An 18722-nucleotide genomic window follows, 5' to 3' on the forward strand; every position below is an offset into this window, starting at 1 on the left:
TCTAAGGATAGATTGTTGAGGGCTGATCTGAAAGACGGCAATGACTTCGGCGCACCCCTCAGGCAGGCCGCTGCGTGCCGTCGCCGGGCCGGTTTTCAGGCTCCATCAAACGTGCCGGCAGGACAGACTTGCTGCCGAACCTGCGGGTCACCTCGTCAAGGGCCTGTTCGGCCGCCCTCCAGTTCTCGTCCCGGCGGTCGATGCTTAGCTGGAGCGATGTGCGCGCCGCCTCCTCGAGCTGCTCCGCCCGGACGCCCACGAGCCTTACGGCCATGGCCCTGGTTCCCAGCGACTCCAGGAGCTGCAGCGCCACTGCGTAGATCAGCTGGGCGCTGTCCACCGGGGTCTGGACCGTCCTGCTGCGGGTTACCGTGGAAAAATCGGCGAAACGCAGCTTCAGCGCCACCGTCCTGGCCACCATTCCGGAGCTCCGCAACCGGGCCGCCGTGCGGTGCGAGAGCCGCAGGAGTTCACGGCGAAGGAGTGCCTCGTCGTCGGTATCCGTGGCAAAGGTTTCTTCGGCTCCGATGCTCTTTTCCAGCCGCACCGGGGTAACCGGCCGGGGATCGATGCCCCAGGCAAGCTGGTGCACATGCTCCCCCGTGGCTCCCAGGACCTTCCTGAGCGAGGACACCGGTGTAGCGGCAACGTCCGCCACCGTCCTGATTCCCATCTTCGCCAGGACCTCCCCGGTCTTGGCGCCCACACCCCACAGTGCACCCACGGGGAGGCTGTGCAGATAAGGCACGGTTTCATCCGGCCCGATGAGCAGCAGCCCGTCGGGCTTGCATCGGGTGGAGGCAATCTTCGCCACGAACTTGGTCTCCGCGATTCCCACGGAGGCGGTGATGCCCAACTCCGCTGCGACCCGACGGCGGATCAGCTCACCGATCCCCCTGGGTGGCCCCAGCCGGCGGAGTGCACCCGTGACGTCCAGGAACGCCTCATCCACGCTAAGCGGCTCCACCAGACCGGTGATGGATTCGAAGATGGCCATCAGTTGCCCCGACACCTCGTAGTAGAGCTTGTGCCGGGGTTCAATGACCACCGCCTGCGGACACATGCGCATGGCCACGGCCATGGGCATCGCGGATTTGACCCCGAAAGCGCGGGCCTCGTAGGAGCCGGAGAGGACAACCGAGCGCTCTCCCGGGAAGCCGACGATCACGGGCTTGCCGCGAAGTTCGGGGCGCGTCCTCAGCTCCACGGAAACAAAGAAGGCATCCATGTCCACGTGCATGATGCATGTGCGCCGGCGCCCCTGGGGGCGCGCGGCTGATGGCTGGTTCATACCTGCGGGCCCCACGGCTGCAATCCTATCGGCTTGTGGCGGCTTTACCGTTTGTCAGGGGTGCAGCGGAGGCTGGCTAAACTGGAGGCTGGTTTTGCCAACAACACCAGGAGGAAAGTCTCTGTGACGGCTATTGGAATCTCTAAGCCAGCAGGCTTGGCCGCGCTTGCCGCTGCGGCGGTGCTGGCCCTGGCCGCCTGCAGCCAGACCCCGTCCGGACAGGCAGAGGCATCCCAGTCCGCGTCCGTTGCCGCCACCCAGTCCACCCTTACGGCCTCACCCAGCCCGTCGGCGTCGCCCAATACCTCCGCAACGGTCGGCGCAGTGGTGGCGGGCTTTCCTCAGCAACTCCTCCCCCTGATGACCGGGGCAACAGTCGTATCCAGCAGCTTCGACAAGGCCTCAGCTCCCGCCACCGCCGCCCTTGTGGGGACGGTCACAGCCCCCACCGCCTCCGTCCTTGACTTCTATACAAAGGCCTTGGAAGGCCAGGGCTTCAAAGCCGTTCCCGGAGACAAGGTGGGCGGGGTCGCTTCCAAGGATTTCGTCCGCGGTGATAACGAAACCGTCAACCTGTCGGTGGTCGAAGCCGCCGGCGTTTCCACGTTCACCATTGGCGCCAACGTGGCAGCTGAGTCAGCCAAGTGACGGCGGCAGAGCAGCTACGGAATGAACAAGCCGACTTCGTGGCAGGCGTGGCAGGCGAGCTGACTGGCTTCCTGACCGCACGGCAGTCAGTAATGTCCGGCATCTCCCCGGACATCGAACCAATCATGGGTTCCATCTCGAACCTGGTCACCGGCGGAAAGCGCCTCCGTGCCCTGATGTGCTACTGGGGCTGGCGCGGCGCAGGGGGCGGGGCCGGAGCCAGCCAGGTGGTCACGGCCGGCGCTGCGCTTGAGCTGTTCCAGGCCGCCGCATTGATCCACGACGACATCATCGACCGCTCCGATACCCGCCGCGGAGGTCCCAGTGTGCACCGGCGCTTCAGCCAGCTGCACACCTCCCAGGGCTGGGCCCTGGACAGCGAACGGTTTGGCCAGGCGGCAGCCATTCTTGCGGGCGACCTTTGCCTGTCCTTCAGCGAGGAGGCGTTTACCGATATCGGCGAACGGGCTGCGTCGGGAAGCAGGGCGCGGCTGATTTTCAACCTGATGCGCGCAGAGGTCATGGCCGGCCAGTACCTGGACATCCTGGAAGAAGTGGCCGGACCTGTCCGCGACCGGGCGGGAGCAGTCGGAAGGGCGCAATCCATCATCCGGTTCAAGAGCGCCAAATACTCCACGGAGCATCCCCTGGCCCTGGGCGGAGCCCTGGCTGGAGCATCGAATGAATTACTCCGCGGCTATTCCGCCTTCGCCCTTCCGCTCGGCGAAGCCTTCCAACTCCGTGATGACGTCCTTGGCGTGTTTGGCGATCCGGTCACCACCGGCAAACCGGCAGGCGACGATTTGCGCGAAGGAAAGCGCACTGTCCTGGTGGCCCTCGCCCTGGACCAGGCCTCCCCTGAAGAATCCGCATTCATTGATGCGAGCTTGGGCAGTCCTGCATTGTCGGACGCTGACATCGTGGAAATACGCCGCATCATCGAGGATTCCGGAGCGTTGCAGGCCACCGAAGTCCTCATTAGTGAATTCGGCGCTGCGGCATTCGAGGCACTTGACGGACTCCCCTTGGAGGAATTGCCCAAAGTCGCGCTGCGGAAGCTGGCTGAAGCCGCCGTCAGCCGAGCCTCCTGAAGCGGCGGCCTACCAGGCCAGGGTCTGGGCCCTGCGCCTGATTTCGGTCTTGCGGCCTTCCCGGAGGGCATCAATGGGACGGCCGCGCAGTGACTCGTCGGCAGTAAACAGCCAGACAATAAGGTCTTCATCCGAGTAACCGGCATCGGCCAGCACCACAATGGTGCCCTTAAGGCTGTCCACTACCTGGCCGTCCTGGATGAATTCGGCGGGAACCGACCGGATTTTCCGTTCGCCCACCCGCAGTGCCGCCAGCGCACGTTCATCAATAAGGCTGTGCACCTTGGTGACGGAAACATCCAATAAACGGGCGACGTCGGGCAGTGGCAACCACTCGCCCACCAGGTTTTCTACATTACTCACGGATCAAGGTTGCCATGCGGCGCGCCCCGGCGCCTAGTCGAAGCAATTCATTCCGCCCTTGGCCTGCGGACACTCCCGAAAAGAAGGCATTACACGCAATCAGGAATTTCTTGTGCTAATCCCGAATTCATGAGAGATTCACATGCATCACAGTTGTAACAGTAATAACTTAAGTCACAGTAGTATCAAGATTGACAGCGGCATCCCCGTCCGCGTCCGCACCCGCAGTTGAGAAGAGGATTCTTTCCGATGACGATGTCCCGCTCGCCCAAGCAGCCCCCCAAACCGAGTCTGCCGATGATTGCCGCCACCACGGCGGCACTGCCAGCGGTCGTCCTGTCATCCCTGGCCCTGGCCCAGCCGGCTGCAGCGCAGCAGCCCGCCCGGAGCATCCCCAGCAGCCTGGCAGCAGCAATGAAGGCCCAGGCCGAGGCGAAGGCAGCCGGCACCGTGATCCCCGCTTCTGTTGTCTCCACCACCATTCCGGCCGCTTTCCAGCCGGCCCAGCCCACGGCCCCCGCCGAGTACACGATTGTCCGCGGCGATACGGTCAGCGCCATCGCGGGCCGTTTCGGCCTGGACACCGGTGAGATCCTCAAGCTGAACAACCTGCAGGCCAACACCATCATTTACCCGGGCCAGAAACTCAAGCTGTCCGGTTCCCCCACTCCCGCAGCACCCGCGCCTGCACCCGCCGCTGCCCCTGCAGCCCCGGCGCCCGGCGCCGGAGCAACCTACACAGTGAAGTCCGGCGACACCCTTGGCGCCATCGCAGCCAGGCACAACGTGGCCCTTTCGGACGTCTTCACTTGGAACAACCTCTCCATGCGTTCCATCATCTATCCGGGACAGAAGATCAAGGTTGGCGGCGGCTCCGCGCCCGCTCCGGCCGCTCCTGCGCCGGCGGCTCCAGCACCTGCGCCCGCCCTGGCCAACACCTCGGCGCCGGCAACAGGCTCCTACACCATCAAAGCCGGCGACACGCTCTCAGCCATCGCATCCCGCAATGGGGTAAAGCTGTCGGACCTGCTGTCTGCCAACAAGCTGAGCATGACCACCATCATTTATCCGGGCAGCAAACTGGTCATCCCCGGCGCCTCCGGCCAACCGGCAGCACAGCCTGCGGCGCCCCAGCCGGCTGCTGCTCCCCTGGTGCCCAGCTCGTTCCTCGGATTCAGCTACCCGGCCGCTGTTGTCAGCTCGGCCAATGAGAACAAGGCCCTGCTGAATGCTTCGCCCGTTCCCTCACGGGAGGAAATGAAGAACATCGTTGCGGACACGGCGCGCCGCATGGGTGTGGACACCTCCCTTGCCCTTGCCTTTGCCTTCCAGGAGTCCGGCTTCAACCAGCGCGCCGTATCCCCGGCCAACGCAATCGGCACCATGCAGGTTATACCCAGCTCCGGACAGTGGGCATCGGACCTGGTGGGACGGAAGCTGAACCTCCTGGACCCGTACGACAACGCCGCAGCCGGCGTGGCCATCATCCGGCAGCTGCTGGCTACCAGCAAGGACCAGGACACGGCAATCGCCGGTTACTACCAGGGCCAGTACTCGGTGAGCAAGTACGGCATGTACGACGACACCAAGGCGTACCTTGCAGCGATCAAGGCCCACCAGAAGAACTTCAGGTGAGCTACTGACACTGACCAGTGCAGTAGTGCGGGTCCGAACCGTTACCGGTTCGGACCCGCTTTCGTTTCAGGCGCGTTTTGCTGCGGGATTAGGATCATAAGGTGCAGGAACACGTGTCGGACCCCGTTGTAGGGACGCTGGTGGACAACCGCTATGCAGTCGTTTCCAAGCTTGCCCGCGGCGGCATGTCAACGGTCTATCTCGCCGTGGACCAGAGGCTGGACCGCGAAGTGGCACTAAAGGTGCTGCACCCGCACCTTGCTGCTGACGAAAACTTCCTAGGCAGGCTGGGCCGGGAAGCAAAGGCCGCTGCCCGACTGTCACACCCCCATGTGGTGGGCGTCCTGGACCAAGGCAATGACGGCACCACGGCCTACCTTGTCATGGAGTACATCAAGGGCCATACGCTCAGGGACGTCATCCGGGACAGGGGCGCCCTGCCGCCCAGGCTGGCACTGGCACTCATTGATCCCGTGGTGGAGGGTCTGGGCGCGGCGCACGCCGCGGGTTTCATCCATCGTGATGTGAAGCCCGAAAATGTCCTGATCGCCGACGACGGCAGGATCAAGATCGGTGACTTTGGCCTGGCTCGCGCCGTCACCAGTTCAACCAGCACCGGAGCGTTGATCGGGACGGTGGCCTACATCTCACCGGAGCTGGTTTTGGGCAAGCCCGCAGACGCGCGCAGCGATGTCTATTCGGTGGGGATCATGCTGTATGAAATGCTGACCGGCCGGCAGCCGTTCGAGGGCGAGGTTCCCATCCAGGTGGCCTACCAGCACGTCAACGGCACGGTAGGGCCGCCGTCGGACCAAGTGCCCGGTCTGGCGGAAGAGGTGGACGAGCTGGTGCAGTGGTGCACGGCCAATGATCCCGAGAACCGGCCGGTGGACGGCAACGCGCTGCTTCAGGAACTGCGGCATATCCGGACCCACCTCACGGACGCCGAACTCGACCTGCTGCCGCCCGCAGCGGTTGGTCCCGCGTCCCAGCACCACACCGAGGTCCTGGCCCGCGCCAGCAACCCGACAACGTTGCTGCCGCCTTCGCGGCCTGCTGCGCCGCCGTACCCGCCCGGGCACCTAACGCCCGGACAGCACACCGTGGACGAAGGACAGGCTCACACCGCCCGCGTGGCCTACCAGCGCCCCGGGCTGGCACTGCCCGACGACGATTCGGACGGCGAATGGTCTCCCCCGCCGCCCCGGCTGGGCAAACGGGCCCAGCGTCGTGCCGACAAGGAAGACGAAAGGCTCCGGGCCGTGGCCGCTGCCACCCCAGTGCGTACGCTGCGGGACGGAAACCCGCGGCGACGCGGCGCCATCTGGGTCCTGGTCCTGATCCTCGCCGCCCTGCTGGCCACCGGCGCCGGATGGTTTTTCGGCATGGGACCCGGCGCGGCCGCCGCCGTACCCGCCGTAGCCAACAAGACGGTGGCCCAGGCCCAGCAGGTCCTGAGCGGGGTGGGTTTCCGTTTCACGACGAGCGATGTGTTCGACGACGAGGTGCCCTCCGGACTGGTGGTGGGCAGTGAGCCGGCTGCGGGGACCCAGATCCGGAAGTTCCAGCCCGTCTCCCTGCTGGTCTCGAAGGGTCCACAGCTGTTTCCCCTGCCGAACCTCACCGGTGGGACCCTGGACCAGGCTAAGAGTTCCCTGAACGCGGCGCAGATGGCGCTGGGGACCGTCGCGGAGAAGTTCGATGAGGACGCGGCGGCAGGCATCGTCCTGTCGCAGGACCCTGCAGCCGGCACCCCCGCCCGCCACGGCACCCCCGTGGCAATTGCGGTTTCCAAGGGTCCGCAGCCCATTGCAGTTCCCTCCGTCATCGGCAAGTCCGAAGATGACGCCGTCGCAGCGATCGAGGCCGCAGGCCTTAATGCCCGTGTGGCCCCGGATGAGGTGTTCGACCGGAACGTCCCGGAGGGCGACGTGGCCAGCCAGTCCCCGGCCAACGGGACACTCACCAGGGGCGGGACGGTCACCTTGACCATCTCCAAGGGCCCCAAAATGGTGAACGTCCCCAGCTACATTGGCAAGCAGGCCTCAGAGGCGCGCAAGGCGCTGGAGGCACTGGGCTTCCAGGTCCGGGTAAACAACATCCTCGGTGGTTTCTTCGGCACCGTGCGGGACCAGTCGCCGGTGGACCGGGAGGTCCCGGAGGGCTCGGTCGTCACCATCACCGTGGTATAGCAAAGGTGGGCCGGCAACGCCGGCCCACCTTAAGCAGTGGTGTCCCTAGTGCTTGGCGAGGGCGCCGGCCACCAGGAAGGCCATTTCGAGGGACTGCATGTGGTTCAGCCGCGGATCGCAGACAGACTCGTAACGGTCCAGGAACGCATCCTGGTCGATCGGGTCTGCGCCACCCAGGCACTCGGCCACGTCGTCGCCGGTCATCTCCACGTGAAGGCCACCAGGCACGGTGCCCAAGCCGTGGTGCACCTCGAAGAACCCGCGCACTTCGTCGATGACGTCGTCGAAATTGCGTGTCTTGTAGCCGTTGGGCGAAGTGACCGTGTTGCCGTGCATGGGGTCGGTGACCCACAGGACCTGCGCGCCGGAAGCGGTGACCTTTTCGACGACGGCCGGCAGCTTTTCGCGGATGTTGCCGGCGCCCATGCGGGTGATGAACGTCAGGCGGCCGGGCTCGCGGTCCGGGTCCAGCTTGTCGATCAGGCGCAGGGCGTCATCGCCGGTGGTGGACGGGCCGAGCTTGACGCCGATGGGGTTGCGCACGCGGGACAGGAAGTCGACGTGGGCGTGGTCCAGTTCGCGGGTGCGCTCCCCGATCCACAGGAAATGCGCGGAGGTGTCGTAGGGGAAGCCGGTGCGGGAGTCGATGCGGGTCAATGCCCGTTCGTAATCCAGCAGCAGCGCCTCGTGGCTTGCGAAGAACTCGACCCGCTTGAGGGCCTCGAAGTCGGCGCCGCAGGAGTCCATGAACTTGATGGCACGGTCGATGTCCCTGGCCAGCGACTCGTAGCGGGCGTGCGCGGGGTTCTCGGTGAACCCCTTGTTCCACTGGTGCACGGAGCGAAGGTCGGCAAAGCCACCCTGCGTGAAGGCCCTGATGAGGTTCAAGGTGGACGCGGAGGTGTGGTAAGCGCGCAGCATGCGGGAGGCGTCGTGCCCGCGGGATTCCGGGGTGAACTCGTAACCGTTGACGATGTCGCCGCGGTAGGCGGGCAGGGTCACGCCGTCGCGGGTTTCGTTGTTGGAGGAACGGGGCTTGGCGAACTGGCCTGCCATCCGGCCCATCTTGATGACGGGCATGGCCGCGCCGTAGGTGAGGACCACGGCCATCTGGAGGATGGTCTTGACGCGGGCGCTGATCTTGTCCGCGGTAGCGGCCTCGAAGGTTTCCGCGCAGTCGCCGCCCTGCAGCAGGAACGCCTTGCCCTGGGCAGCAGCGGCCAGCCGCTCACGAAGCACGTCCACTTCGCCTGCGAATACCAGCGGCGGAAGGACTGACAGCTCCTTCACGGACGCATCAAAAACTTCCCGGTCCTGCCAGCTGGGCTGCTGGGAAATGGGAAGGTCCCGCCAGTCGTCCAGTCCGGGATAGTTGGCCGCTCCGCTCTGTGCGGTGCTGGACAGCGAAAAGGCGGGTTTTGCAGATAGCTCAGTCACCCTCTAAGACTAGCGGCAGGGGGACGCCGGAGGGCACCGGGGCGTCACGCTGCCGGCTCTGCCCGTCACAACTGCGGTGCGTCCCCGGTGAAGGTTCCGCTATCCCGCCGCTGTTGTGCCGGCGTCGTCCTCCATGCCATCGGGCCCGGCGGCTGGACTGCCGGCACCGGTGTCCTGCACGAACTCTCCCTCAGCTGCCACCGGGGCGGCCAGGGGTTCGCCTGCCGCCTTCGCTTCGCCGGGCTTGCCAGCCAGCCGAAGCTTCACCACGGCCGCGTATTCGTCCACGTACTCCTGCCCGGAGAGCCGCAGCAGGCTGGACATGATCTGGTCCGTGACCGTGCGCTGGACCGTCCTGTCCTCGGCCTGCTCACGGTACTGGCTGAAGTCCAGGGGTTCACCGAAGATCATGCCGATCCTGCGGATGTTGGGCAGCCGCTTGCCGATGGGCTGGACCTTGTCGGTGCCGATCATGGCAACAGGGATAACGGGGACGCCCGCCTGCAGTGCGAGCCTGGCCACGCCCACCTTGCCGCGGTACAGCCGCCCATCGGGGCTCCGCGTGCCCTCGGGGTAGATGCCCAGCAGGCCGCCTGCGTTGAGCACTTCCATTCCCGCGTTCAAGGACGCGGCTGACGCTGCGCCGCCGGACCTGTCCATAGGCAGCTGGTTGGTTAGGCGGAAGAACGCAGCGGTAAGCCTGCCCTTGATGCCCGTCCCGGTGAAGTATTCCGACTTTGCCAGGAAGACCACAGGCCGGTGCACCATGAGCGGCATGAAAATCGAATCGGAAAACGACAGGTGGTTGGAAGCGATGATGGCCGCGCCCTGCACCGGGATGTTGTCCAGGCCTTTAACCCACGGCCGAAAAAGCAGCTTGATCACCGGACCGAGGAAGATCCTTTTCATGACCCAATAGAACACGTGGTGAACCTCTCCGGAAGGCAGCTTCCAGTCCCCGCATCGGGCCTGGCCAGCGATTCAATGCAACCCTACTCTAGTGAGATTTGGGTGGAACAGTGACACGATGGACTCATGACTGAAAGCAGCATTCCGCCCCGTCCGGCCGCTTTCAGCTATCCAGGCCACGGCGCCAACGCCCGCATCGGGGTGGCCTTGTGCCACGGATTTACGGGCAGCCCGCTGAGCATCATGCCCTGGGCGCAGCACCTGGCGGACCTGGGGTACGCGGTGACCGTACCCCTTCTCCCAGGGCACGGAACAGACTGGCGCCAACTCGCACTGACCGGCTGGAAGGACTGGTACGGCAGCTACGAAAAGGCTTACCTCGACCTTGCCGCGCGGACGGACGCCTGTTTCACTGCGGGCCTGTCGATGGGCGGCGCCATCGCACTCCTTGCCGCCGCCCGCCATCCGGTGGCGGGCGTCAGCGTGGTCAACCCGGGCCTGACTTTTTACGACTGGCGTGTCCGGATCATCGGCCTCCTCAAGTACGTCCAGCGCACCACTGTCCCCCTCCAGGAGGACCAGACCGGCGCCCCCGCAACCGACGACGGCGACTACACGCTGACTCCGCTGTCTGCGGTGCACGAGCTGAAGAAACTGTTCCGTGCAGCCGTGCGGGGCCTGCCCAGCGTGAACGCTCCCGTCCAGGTTTTCAAGTCGCGCACAGACGCCGTGGTGCCGCCCACCTCCCTGGCCCTGCTGCGGAAAGGGTTGGGCGCGAACCTCGTGGCGGTGGAGGAGCTTGCCAGCAGCGGACATGTGGCTACTCTGGACGTTGACGCGCCCGCCATCTTCGCCGGTTCGGGCGAATTTTTCGCCGGCCACGCACGCCGCACCACCACCTTGGAGACGCCATGACGTCCGGTCCGGACCACAGCCCGTTCAGCAGCGCCTTCAACGGCGAAGGACCGCGCACGGGAGTGGTGCTCTCCCACGGCTTCACGGGAAGCCCGCATGGCCTTCGCGCCTGGGCCCAGGCATTCGCCGCTGCCGGTTTCGCTGTCCGGATGCCTTTGCTGCCCGGGCATGGGACCACCTGGCAGGACCTTGCCCGCACCCGCTGGCATCAATGGCACGGTGCCCTGGACGATGCCTTCCTGGAACTGGACGCCGAATGCGACCAGGTTTTCGCGGCCGGCCTGAGCATGGGCGGGGCCCTCGCCCTGCGCGTTGCCGCCACCCGGCCCGTGGCTGGTGTGCTGCTGGTGAACCCCGGCCTGGTGATTGACGATCCGAGGGCGCCGCTGGCCGGACTCCTCAAGCTGGTTTTGAAGAGCACCCCGTCCATTGGCAACGACATCCTTAAGGCGGGGGTGGATGAGGGCGCCTATGCCCGCACCCCCGTGGCCGCGGCCCATGAACTGAACAAGATGTTCAAGGACACCGTCCGGCTCCTCCCCCGGGTCACGGCGCCCGTCCAGGTATACCGCTCTACTGTGGACCACGTGGTGTCTGATTCCAGCATGGACGTCCTGCGGCGCGGGCTGGTGCATGCTCCCCTTGAAGTGGTCCGGCTCGAGAACAGCTACCACGTAGCAACCCTGGACAACGACGCCGACCGCATCTTCGAGGGTTCGGTGGACTTTATCCGGCGCGTGCTGCAGGAAACGCCGGCCAGCCCCGCAGGATCAGGACAGGAGGTGCGCGGTGAACAGGCCTGATTCGGAACAGCCTGACCAGGGGGCCAACCAGGACGACGCCGTATGGCTGGACCTGGTGGCACGGCTTGAGTCGGACACAGTGGCAATACGCCCCGATTCCCCCGGTGCCGGGGAACAGCCGGCCACCGGGAAGGAAGCCACCCCGGAAACACCGCAGGCGCCTTCCTTCCGCGACTTCGATCCGCTGGGCCTGGCAGGGACTGCCCCTGCCGAACTGTCAGCCGCGGAACGCCAGGCGGAGGCAGGAGGGCAGGACGAAAGCGGGGCCACGGAGGGCCCCAGGGACTATGAGGTGGACGACGGCGACGAAGAGTTCGTGCCCGAGGAACCGCCCAGCCTGGCCGGCACCGAGCCGCTGACCATGCTGGCCTGGCTCGGTGCCGTAGGTGGCCCCGTGGCACTCCTGTTGTCGGCGATGTTCTGGCGCTCGGCGCCCCTGCTGGCCATTGTCGGCATCGTTGCCGCGTTCGTCCTTGGGACGGTGTACCTGATCATGAAGCTGCCGCAGGAAAAGAACGGGGACGACGACGGCGCCAGGGTGTAGCGCGCCCCGGCCCGCCGTCGTCGTCAGCTAAATCGTCGTCAACAAGCCGCGCTCAGCCGGCGGTCAGCTGCGGACGCGGCTGCTGACCCGCGAAAGGTCAGCCGCGCCGATAAGCCCCGCGTTGGGCCCCAGGGCCGCAAGCTCGATGCCCGCGGCCGGGCGGAAGCCCCGGCCCGTCAGGTTACGGGCGAAGGCTTTGCGGGCAGGCTCCACCAGCAGGTCACCGGCCGAACACAGTCCCCCGCCGATCACGAAGAGGCCGGGGTCAAGTGCTGCTGCAAGGTTGGCCAGCCCAAGCCCAAGCCATTCGCCCACTTCCTCGATCAGCTCGCGGGAAGCGCGGTCACCGGCCAGGGCCAATTCGGTCACGATCGCACCGGTAATGGCTTCGGGATGCCCGTGCACGGCAGCCAGCAGGTCCTGCGCCACCGGTGAGTTGGACCGGGCCAGCAGCCTTGCTTCCCGCCCCAGGGCATTGCCGGACGCATACTGTTCCCAGCATCCGCGGTTGCCGCATTCGCACCGGTGCCCGCCCGGCATGATGATCTGGTGGCCGAACTCCCCCGCCACACCGAACCGGCCGCGCTCCACCCTGCCGTCCATCACCATGGCACCGCCAATACCGGTGCCCAGCGTGATGCAGACCAGCCGGTCCTCCCCCTGGCCGGCACCGAAGCGCCACTCGGCCCACGCCGCCGCATCGGCGTCGTTGGTCAAAAGTACCGGCCGGCGGAGGAGCCGCTGGAGATTCTCACGCAGCGGCTCGTTGCGCCAGGCCAGGTGCGGGCTGAAGAGGACGGTTCCGCCGGCCAGGTCCATCCACCCGGCAGCGCCGATGCCCACAGACCAGATACGGTGCCCCTGGCTGAGCTCCTCCACCAGTTCCACAATGACCTGCTCCACCGCGCGGGGATCCGTTCCGGGGGTGGAGCGGCGGGCCTCGCTGAGGATACGCCCTTCTGCATCCACCACACCGGCGGCTACCTTCGTTCCCCCGATATCAATCCCGATGGCCAATCCCTTGCGGCCCAGGCGGAGGTTTCCACCGGATCCGCCATGGAGCTGTCCGGCGCGGTAGGTGGCGGGACGGCGGCGCCAGGGAGCTGGTCTTTTCAGGGGGCCGGCCTGATCGCCGGGCAACGGTCCGTACATAGTCCACCATTCTAGGCGGGCGGCAAGATTGTCTTGACATATAGGCCGCATGCCGCGTCCATTGACGGCTAAGTTACTCGCCAGTAGGTTTATGTACTGCACTGTTCCGCCCGGGGTACTAGTCTTTAGGCAACCCCCTGCGCGGGACTTCAGATATCAAAGGAGCTATAGTGCGCGAATTCAGTGTTCCGCCCCTGGTTGTTGTCCCGCCGGAAACCAACATCACCGACCTGGTGCTGCGGCAGGCGGCCAAGCCCAGCAATCCGGCACTGTTTTCCCGCCTGGACCCGGCAGGCTCCTGGCGCGACGTCCCCGCCACCGAGTTCCTCGCTGACGTCAGGGCGCTTGCCAAAGGACTGATCGCCAGCGGAGTGGGCGCCGGGGACCGCGTGGGCATCATGTCCCGCACCCGTTACGAGTGGTCGCTGGTGGACTTCTCCATCTGGTTCGCCGGCGCGGTTTCCGTTCCAATCTACGAGACCTCTTCCCCCTCCCAGGTCGCCTGGAACCTCGGGGACTCCGGTGCCGTTGCCGCTTTCGGCGAATCAGCCCACCACGAGAACGTCATCCGCCAGGCCGTCACGGCCGAGGGGCTCACAGCGGTCCAGCACGTGTGGCAGCTCGAGGGGACCGGCCTGGACAGCCTTCGCGAGGCGGGCCGCAGCGTCAGCGACGAAGAGCTCGAGTCCCGCCGCAGCGCAGCCGGGCTCCACGACGTGGCCACCATCATTTACACCTCCGGAACCACCGGACGGCCCAAAGGCTGCGAGCTCACGCACGGCAACTTCGTGGAACTCTCGGACAACGCCCTGGCCATCATCGGCGAGATCGTCCATGAGAAGGCCAAGACCATCATGTTCCTGCCGCTGGCCCATGTGTTCGCCCGCTACATCTCGGTCCTGGCCATGGCCGCCGGAACCACGGTGGCCCACACCCCCGATATCAAAAACCTGCTGGCCGACCTGCAGAGCTACGAACCAACCTTCATCCTGGCCGTGCCCAGGGTCTTCGAGAAGGTTTACAACTCCGCGCTGACCAAGGCCGAGGACGGCGGCAAGGGCGCCATTTTCCACCGCGCCGCCGAAACCGCCATCGCCTTCTCGAAGGCCCGGCAGGACGGACGGGTGGGGCTGGGCCTGAAGCTGCGGCACGCTTTGTTCGACAAGCTGGTCTACGGCAAGCTGCGTGCCGCCATGGGCGGACACGTGGCACATGCGGTGTCCGGCGGCGGCCCCCTGGGTGAGCGTCTGGGGCACTTCTTCCAGGGCATCGGCCTGCAGGTGCTGGAGGGCTACGGCCTCACCGAGACCACGGCCCCCATCACCGTGAACACACCTTCGCGGATCAAGATCGGCTCGGTAGGCAAGCCGCTGCCGGGGAACGCGGTGAAAATTGCCGACGACGGCGAGATCCTGGCCAAGGGAGTCTGCGTCATGCGGGGCTACTACCAGCGGGATGACCTCACGGCAGAAGCCTTCACGGACGGCTGGTTCCACACCGGGGACATCGGCCGGCTGGATGACGAGGGCTTTGTCTGGATTACCGGCCGCAAGAAGGAAATCATTGTCACCGCCGGCGGCAAGAACGTCATTCCCGCCCTGCTCGAAGACCAGATCCGGGCCGACGCCCTGGTGTCACAGGTGCTGGTGGTGGGCGACAACAGGCCCTTCATCGGGGCCCTTGTAACCCTGGACCAGGAAGCCCTGCCGGGCTGGCTCCAGCGCCACAACCTCCCCGCAGACACCACCCTGGAGCAAGCAGCCACCAACCCCGTGGTGAAGGCTGCGGTCCAGGACCTGATTACCGCAGCCAACACGTCAGTGTCCCAGGCCGAGGCCATCAAGTCCTTCCGCATTGTCCCGGCCGACTTCACCGAAGCGTCCGGCCACCTGACCCCGTCCATGAAGGTGAAGAGGGCTCAGGTCATGAAGGACTTCGAAACCGTCATCGAAGAGATGTACTCAGCTCCGCGTCCCTGACGCCCACAACAACGAAAGGGTCCTCCCGCCTTGGGAGGACCCTTTCGTTGTGCCTGGAACTTCCTACTGCTCGATGACCAGGATCAGGTCTCCACCCTGGACCTGCTCGACGGCGGAGATGGCGAGGCGGGAGACCTTGCCGGCTACCGGCGTCGTGATGGATGCTTCCATCTTCATGGCCTCGATGGTTGCCACGGTGTCTCCTGCCTTGACCGTATCGCCGGGCTTGACCGTGACGGTAACGGCGCCCGCGAACGGTGCAGCCACCTGGCCGGGCTGGGCGGGGTCTGCCTTTTCAGCGGCCTTGACGTTGCTCACCACGGAACGGTCGCGCACCACCACGGGGCGGGACTGGCCATTGAGGGTGCACATAACGGTGCGCATGCCCTTTTCGTCCGGCTCCGAGACGGCTTCCAGGGAGGCGATGAGGCGGACACCGCGTTCCAGCTGGATCTCGTGCTCGGTGCCGCGCTGGAGTCCGTACAGGTAGTCGCGGGTGTCCAGGACGGAGATGTTGCCGTACGTCTCCACGCTCTTCAGGTAGTCCTTGGTGGGGCCGTCGAAGAGCAGCCGGTTCAGCGTGTGCTGGCGCGTCTTCGAGTCGGACTTCAGGGCGGCGCTGTCCTCGGAGCTCAGTTCGACGTCGCGGACCTTCACGCTCCTGCCCTGCAGGGCCTTGGTGCGGAAAGGCTCGGGCCAGCCTCCGGGAGGATCACCGAGCTCGCCGGACAGGAAGCCGATGACGGAGTCGGGGATGTCGTAATTCTGCGGGTTCGCTTCGAAGTCCGCAGGATCGGCATTGAGGCCCACCAGGTGCAACGCGAGGTCGCCCACCACCTTGGAGGACGGCGTAACCTTCACCAGGTGGCCCAGGATGCGGTCGGCGGCGGTGTACATATCCTCGATCGCCTCGAACCGCTCCCCCAGGCCCAGGGCCATGGCCTGCTGGCGCAGGTTGGACAGCTGGCCGCCGGGGATCTCGTGCTTGTACACCCGGCCGGTGGGCCCGGGCAGTCCGGACTCGAACGGCGCGTAGACGCGGCGGACCGCTTCCCAGTAAGGCTCAAGTGAGCTCACGGCGTCAAGGCTGAGGCCGGTATCCCGGGGCGTGTGGGCCAGGGCAGCAACAAGGGCCGACGCCGACACCTGGCTGGTGGTGCCGGCCAGCGATGCAGACGCCACGTCCACGGCATCCACGCCGGCGTCGACGGCCGACAGGAGCGTAGCCAGCTGGCCACCCGCGGTGTCATGGGTGTGCAGGTGGACCGGCAGGTCGAAGCGCTCCCGGAGCGCCGCAACGAGCTTGGCGGCAGCGGCGGGCCGCAGCAGCCCGGCCATGTCCTTGATGGCCAGGATGTGGGCACCGGCGTCGACAATCTTCTGCGCCAGCCCCAGGTAGTAGTCCAGGGTGTAGAGCTTCTCTTCCGGGTCCAGCATGTCGCCGGTGTAGCAGAGGGCGACTTCCGCGACGGCGGTGCCGGTGGCGCGTACTGCACGGATGGCCGGAGCCATCTGGTTGACGTCGTTCAGGGCGTCAAAGATGCGGAAGATGTCGATGCCGGTGGCGGCAGCCTCGTTGACGAAGGCTTCCGTGACCTCTTCCGGGTAGGGCGTGTAGCCCACGGTGTTGCGGCCGCGGAGCAGCATCTGGATGCAGACGTTGGGCATGGCCCTGCGCAGGGCCGCCAGCCGGTCCCAGGGGTCCTCGCCCAGGAAGCGCAGCGCCACGTCGTAGGTGGCACCACCCCAGGCCTCAACGGACAGCAGTTGCGGCATCAGGGCTGTAACGGCGGGTCCCGCCGCCACGAGGTCGCGGGTGCGGACGCGGGTGGCCAGCAGGGACTGGTGCGCGTCGCGGAAAGTGGTGTCAGTGACGGCAACGGCGTTCTGCTCACGCAGTGCCTTTGCGAAGCCTTCCGGGCCCAGCTCAAGGAGCTTCTGCCGTGAACCGGGTACTGCCTGCCTGCCCTTGACGTCGGGCAGCTTGTAGGCGGGATCCGAATGCACGGTCAGCTCGCCGTTGGGCTTGTTGACGGTGACGTCGGCCAGCCAGGTGAGGAGCTTGGTACCGCGGTCGGCCGAGACCCGGGCCTTGAGCAGCTCCGGGCGCTGGTCGATGAAGTTGGTGGCCACATCCCCGGCAATGAAGTCGGGGTCGTCCAGCACGGCCTGGAGGAAGGGGATGTTCGTGGAGACGCCACGGATGCGGAACTCCGCGAGGGCACGACGGGCGCGGGCAACCGCTGTGGGGTAGTCCCTGCCGCGGCAGGTGAGCTTGACCAGCATGGAGTCGAAGTGGGGGCTGATCTCGGCGCCGGAGTACACAGTGCCGCCGTCCAGGCGGACACCGGCGCCGCCGGCCGAGCGGTACCCGGTGATCTTTCCGACGTCGGGGCGGAAGCCGTTGGCGGGGTCCTCCGTGGTGATGCGGCTCTGGAGGGCCGCGCCGCGAAGCTTGACTGTGTCCTGCGAGAGGCCAAGGTCGGCGAGGGTCTCGCCGGAGGCGATCCGCATCTGGGCCTGGACCAGGTCCACATCCGTGACTTCCTCGGTGACCGTGTGCTCCACCTGGATGCGCGGGTTCATTTCGATGAACACGTGCTGGCCTGCCCGCTCGCCTTCGGTGTCCACAAGGAACTCCACTGTACCGGCGTTGACGTACTTCAAGGCCTGGGCAAACTTCACGGCGTCCCGGTAGAGGGCCTGGCGGATGCTGTCGTCCAGGTTGGGGGCAGGAGCGATCTCGATGACCTTCTGGTGCCGCCGCTGGATGGAGCAGTCACGCTCGAACAGGTGCATGACGTTGCCCTCGGCGTCCGCCAGGATCTGCACTTCGATGTGCCGGGGGCGGAGGACCGCCTGCTCAAGGAACATGGTGGGATCGCCGAATGCGGCATCGGCTTCACGCATGGCCGACTTCAGGGCTTCGGGCAGGGCCTCGCGGGTGTCAACGCGGCGCATGCCGCGACCGCCACCGCCGGCAACAGCCTTGGCGAAGATGGGGAATCCGATCTCATCGGCCGCTGCCAGGAGCTCGTCAAGGTCCTTCGACGGTTCACTGGACTTCAGGACCGGGACGCCGGCCTCGCGGGCGGCCTTCAGCGCCGCTACCTTGTTGCCTGCGAGCTCCAGCACTTCGGCGGGCGGCCCCACGAAGGTGATGCCCGCTTCCTTTGCCGCACGTGCCAGCTCGGGGTTCTCGGAGAGGAAGCCGTAGCCCGGGTAGATGGCGTCGGCTCCGGACTCCTTGGCAACGCGCACCACCTCCGCAACGTCAAGGTATGCCCGGACGGGGTGTCCTTCCTCGCCAATCAGGTAAGCCTCGTCCGCTTTCTGGCGGTGGATTGAGTTTCGGTCCTCTTGGGGAAAAACGGCAACGGTCTTGGCGCCCAGCTCGTAGCCTGCGCGGAAGGCCCTGATCGCGATTTCACCGCGGTTGGCCACCAGAACTTTGGAAAACATACTTCTCCTGCATCATTGCTGGGTGGATCGATGAGTGGTCACAGTGTCTAGGACCTACAAGGACAAACACAAATCTTTGTGGTCACGGTCACAGATTTTCCCGTCATGTCCCGAACGCTTTCAGCCTGGCTGGCGGAAACCGCCCCGGCAGCACAGTCGCTGGCATGCCGACGCCCGATAAAGCAGGATTCGCCGACGCATCAACATATGATGAGTAGGGCGGCAGGACCGTCCGGCTTCGGCTCTGCCGAGGCAAACATTACTCCCAACACGGCATCCGGCGTTAGGTTTTGGTCTCTCA

14 protein-coding genes are annotated in these 18722 nt (G+C 65.8%); 8 read left to right on the forward strand and 6 right to left on the reverse strand.

Going from position 1 to position 18722, the window contains the following annotated elements:
* Window positions 1-58 precede the first annotated feature (58 nt).
* Complete coding sequence (dinB, locus tag FBY30_RS19375) at window positions 59-1291, reverse strand: DNA polymerase IV (RefSeq protein ID WP_142134351.1); 1233 nt, start codon at window positions 1289-1291, stop codon at window positions 59-61.
* A gap of 123 nt (window positions 1292-1414) precedes the next feature.
* On the opposite strand from dinB, the gene FBY30_RS19380 reads away from it, so the two are divergent.
* Together FBY30_RS19380 and FBY30_RS19385 are read left to right on the forward strand one after the other, a co-directional pair.
* Window positions 1415-1939 (forward strand): hypothetical protein, encoded by a 525-nt coding sequence (locus FBY30_RS19380; RefSeq protein WP_142134353.1) that lies wholly within the window; start codon window positions 1415-1417, stop codon window positions 1937-1939.
* Window positions 1936-3030, forward strand: a complete 1095-nt coding sequence (locus FBY30_RS19385) for a polyprenyl synthetase family protein (RefSeq protein WP_142134355.1) — start codon at window positions 1936-1938, stop codon at window positions 3028-3030. Before FBY30_RS19380 ends, FBY30_RS19385 begins: the two co-directional genes overlap by 4 nt.
* Window positions 3031-3039: 9 nt before the next feature.
* On the opposite strand, the gene FBY30_RS19390 is transcribed toward FBY30_RS19385, so the two are convergent.
* Complete coding sequence (locus FBY30_RS19390) at window positions 3040-3393, reverse strand: Rv2175c family DNA-binding protein (protein ID WP_200830728.1); 354 nt, start codon at window positions 3391-3393, stop codon at window positions 3040-3042.
* 249 nt (window positions 3394-3642) lie between these two features.
* Here FBY30_RS19390 and FBY30_RS19395 point away from each other — a divergent pair, with 249 nt between their 5' ends.
* Window positions 3643-5028 (forward strand): lytic transglycosylase domain-containing protein, encoded by a 1386-nt coding sequence (locus FBY30_RS19395; protein ID WP_142134357.1) that lies wholly within the window; start codon window positions 3643-3645, stop codon window positions 5026-5028.
* A 101-nt stretch (window positions 5029-5129) separates the two neighbouring features.
* Window positions 5130-7220 carry a Stk1 family PASTA domain-containing Ser/Thr kinase gene (gene pknB, locus FBY30_RS19400; RefSeq protein WP_142134359.1) on the forward strand — a complete coding sequence of 697 codons (2091 nt, stop codon included), beginning with the start codon at window positions 5130-5132 and terminating at the stop codon, window positions 7218-7220.
* Window positions 7221-7265: 45 nt separating this feature from the next.
* On the opposite strand, the gene FBY30_RS19405 is transcribed toward pknB, so the two are convergent.
* Together FBY30_RS19405 and FBY30_RS19410 are read right to left on the reverse strand one after the other, a co-directional pair.
* Window positions 7266-8657 carry a class II 3-deoxy-7-phosphoheptulonate synthase gene (locus FBY30_RS19405; protein ID WP_142134361.1) on the reverse strand — a complete coding sequence of 464 codons (1392 nt, stop codon included), beginning with the start codon at window positions 8655-8657 and terminating at the stop codon, window positions 7266-7268.
* Window positions 8658-8756: 99 nt separating this feature from the next.
* Window positions 8757-9581: a lysophospholipid acyltransferase family protein gene (locus tag FBY30_RS19410; RefSeq protein ID WP_142134363.1), complete on the reverse strand. Its 825-nt coding sequence runs from the start codon at window positions 9579-9581 to the stop codon at window positions 8757-8759.
* A 111-nt stretch (window positions 9582-9692) separates the two neighbouring features.
* On the opposite strand from FBY30_RS19410, the gene FBY30_RS19415 reads away from it, so the two are divergent.
* Genes FBY30_RS19415 through FBY30_RS19425 form a run of 3 tightly spaced genes read left to right on the forward strand, consistent with a single transcriptional unit; the run spans window position 9693 to window position 11828 of the window.
* A complete protein-coding gene (locus FBY30_RS19415) occupies window positions 9693-10481 on the forward strand; it encodes an alpha/beta hydrolase (protein WP_142134365.1) in 789 nt (262 codons plus the stop codon).
* Entirely contained in the window at window positions 10478-11284 is an 807-nt protein-coding gene (locus FBY30_RS19420; protein WP_142134367.1) for an alpha/beta hydrolase, read from the forward strand. The genes FBY30_RS19415 and FBY30_RS19420 overlap by 4 nt, the downstream gene beginning before the upstream one ends.
* Complete coding sequence (locus FBY30_RS19425) at window positions 11271-11828, forward strand: hypothetical protein (protein ID WP_142134369.1); 558 nt, start codon at window positions 11271-11273, stop codon at window positions 11826-11828. The genes FBY30_RS19420 and FBY30_RS19425 overlap by 14 nt, the downstream gene beginning before the upstream one ends.
* Window positions 11829-11891: 63 nt before the next feature.
* On the opposite strand, the gene FBY30_RS19430 is transcribed toward FBY30_RS19425, so the two are convergent.
* Window positions 11892-12980 (reverse strand): ROK family glucokinase, encoded by a 1089-nt coding sequence (locus FBY30_RS19430; protein WP_142134371.1) that lies wholly within the window; start codon window positions 12978-12980, stop codon window positions 11892-11894.
* 170 nt (window positions 12981-13150) lie between these two features.
* On the opposite strand from FBY30_RS19430, the gene FBY30_RS19435 reads away from it, so the two are divergent.
* The gene (locus FBY30_RS19435) at window positions 13151-14959 is read left to right on the forward strand and encodes an AMP-dependent synthetase/ligase (protein ID WP_142134373.1); all 1809 of its coding nucleotides are present in this window, start codon (window positions 13151-13153) and stop codon (window positions 14957-14959) included.
* A 63-nt stretch (window positions 14960-15022) separates the two neighbouring features.
* Here the strand turns inward: FBY30_RS19435 and FBY30_RS19440 are convergent, their stop codons facing one another.
* A complete protein-coding gene (locus FBY30_RS19440; RefSeq protein WP_142134376.1) occupies window positions 15023-18421 on the reverse strand; it encodes a pyruvate carboxylase in 3399 nt (1132 codons plus the stop codon).
* Window positions 18422-18722 lie beyond the last annotated feature (301 nt).

The organism is Arthrobacter sp. SLBN-83, assembly GCF_006715285.1.
GTDB lineage: Bacteria > Actinomycetota > Actinomycetes > Actinomycetales > Micrococcaceae > Arthrobacter.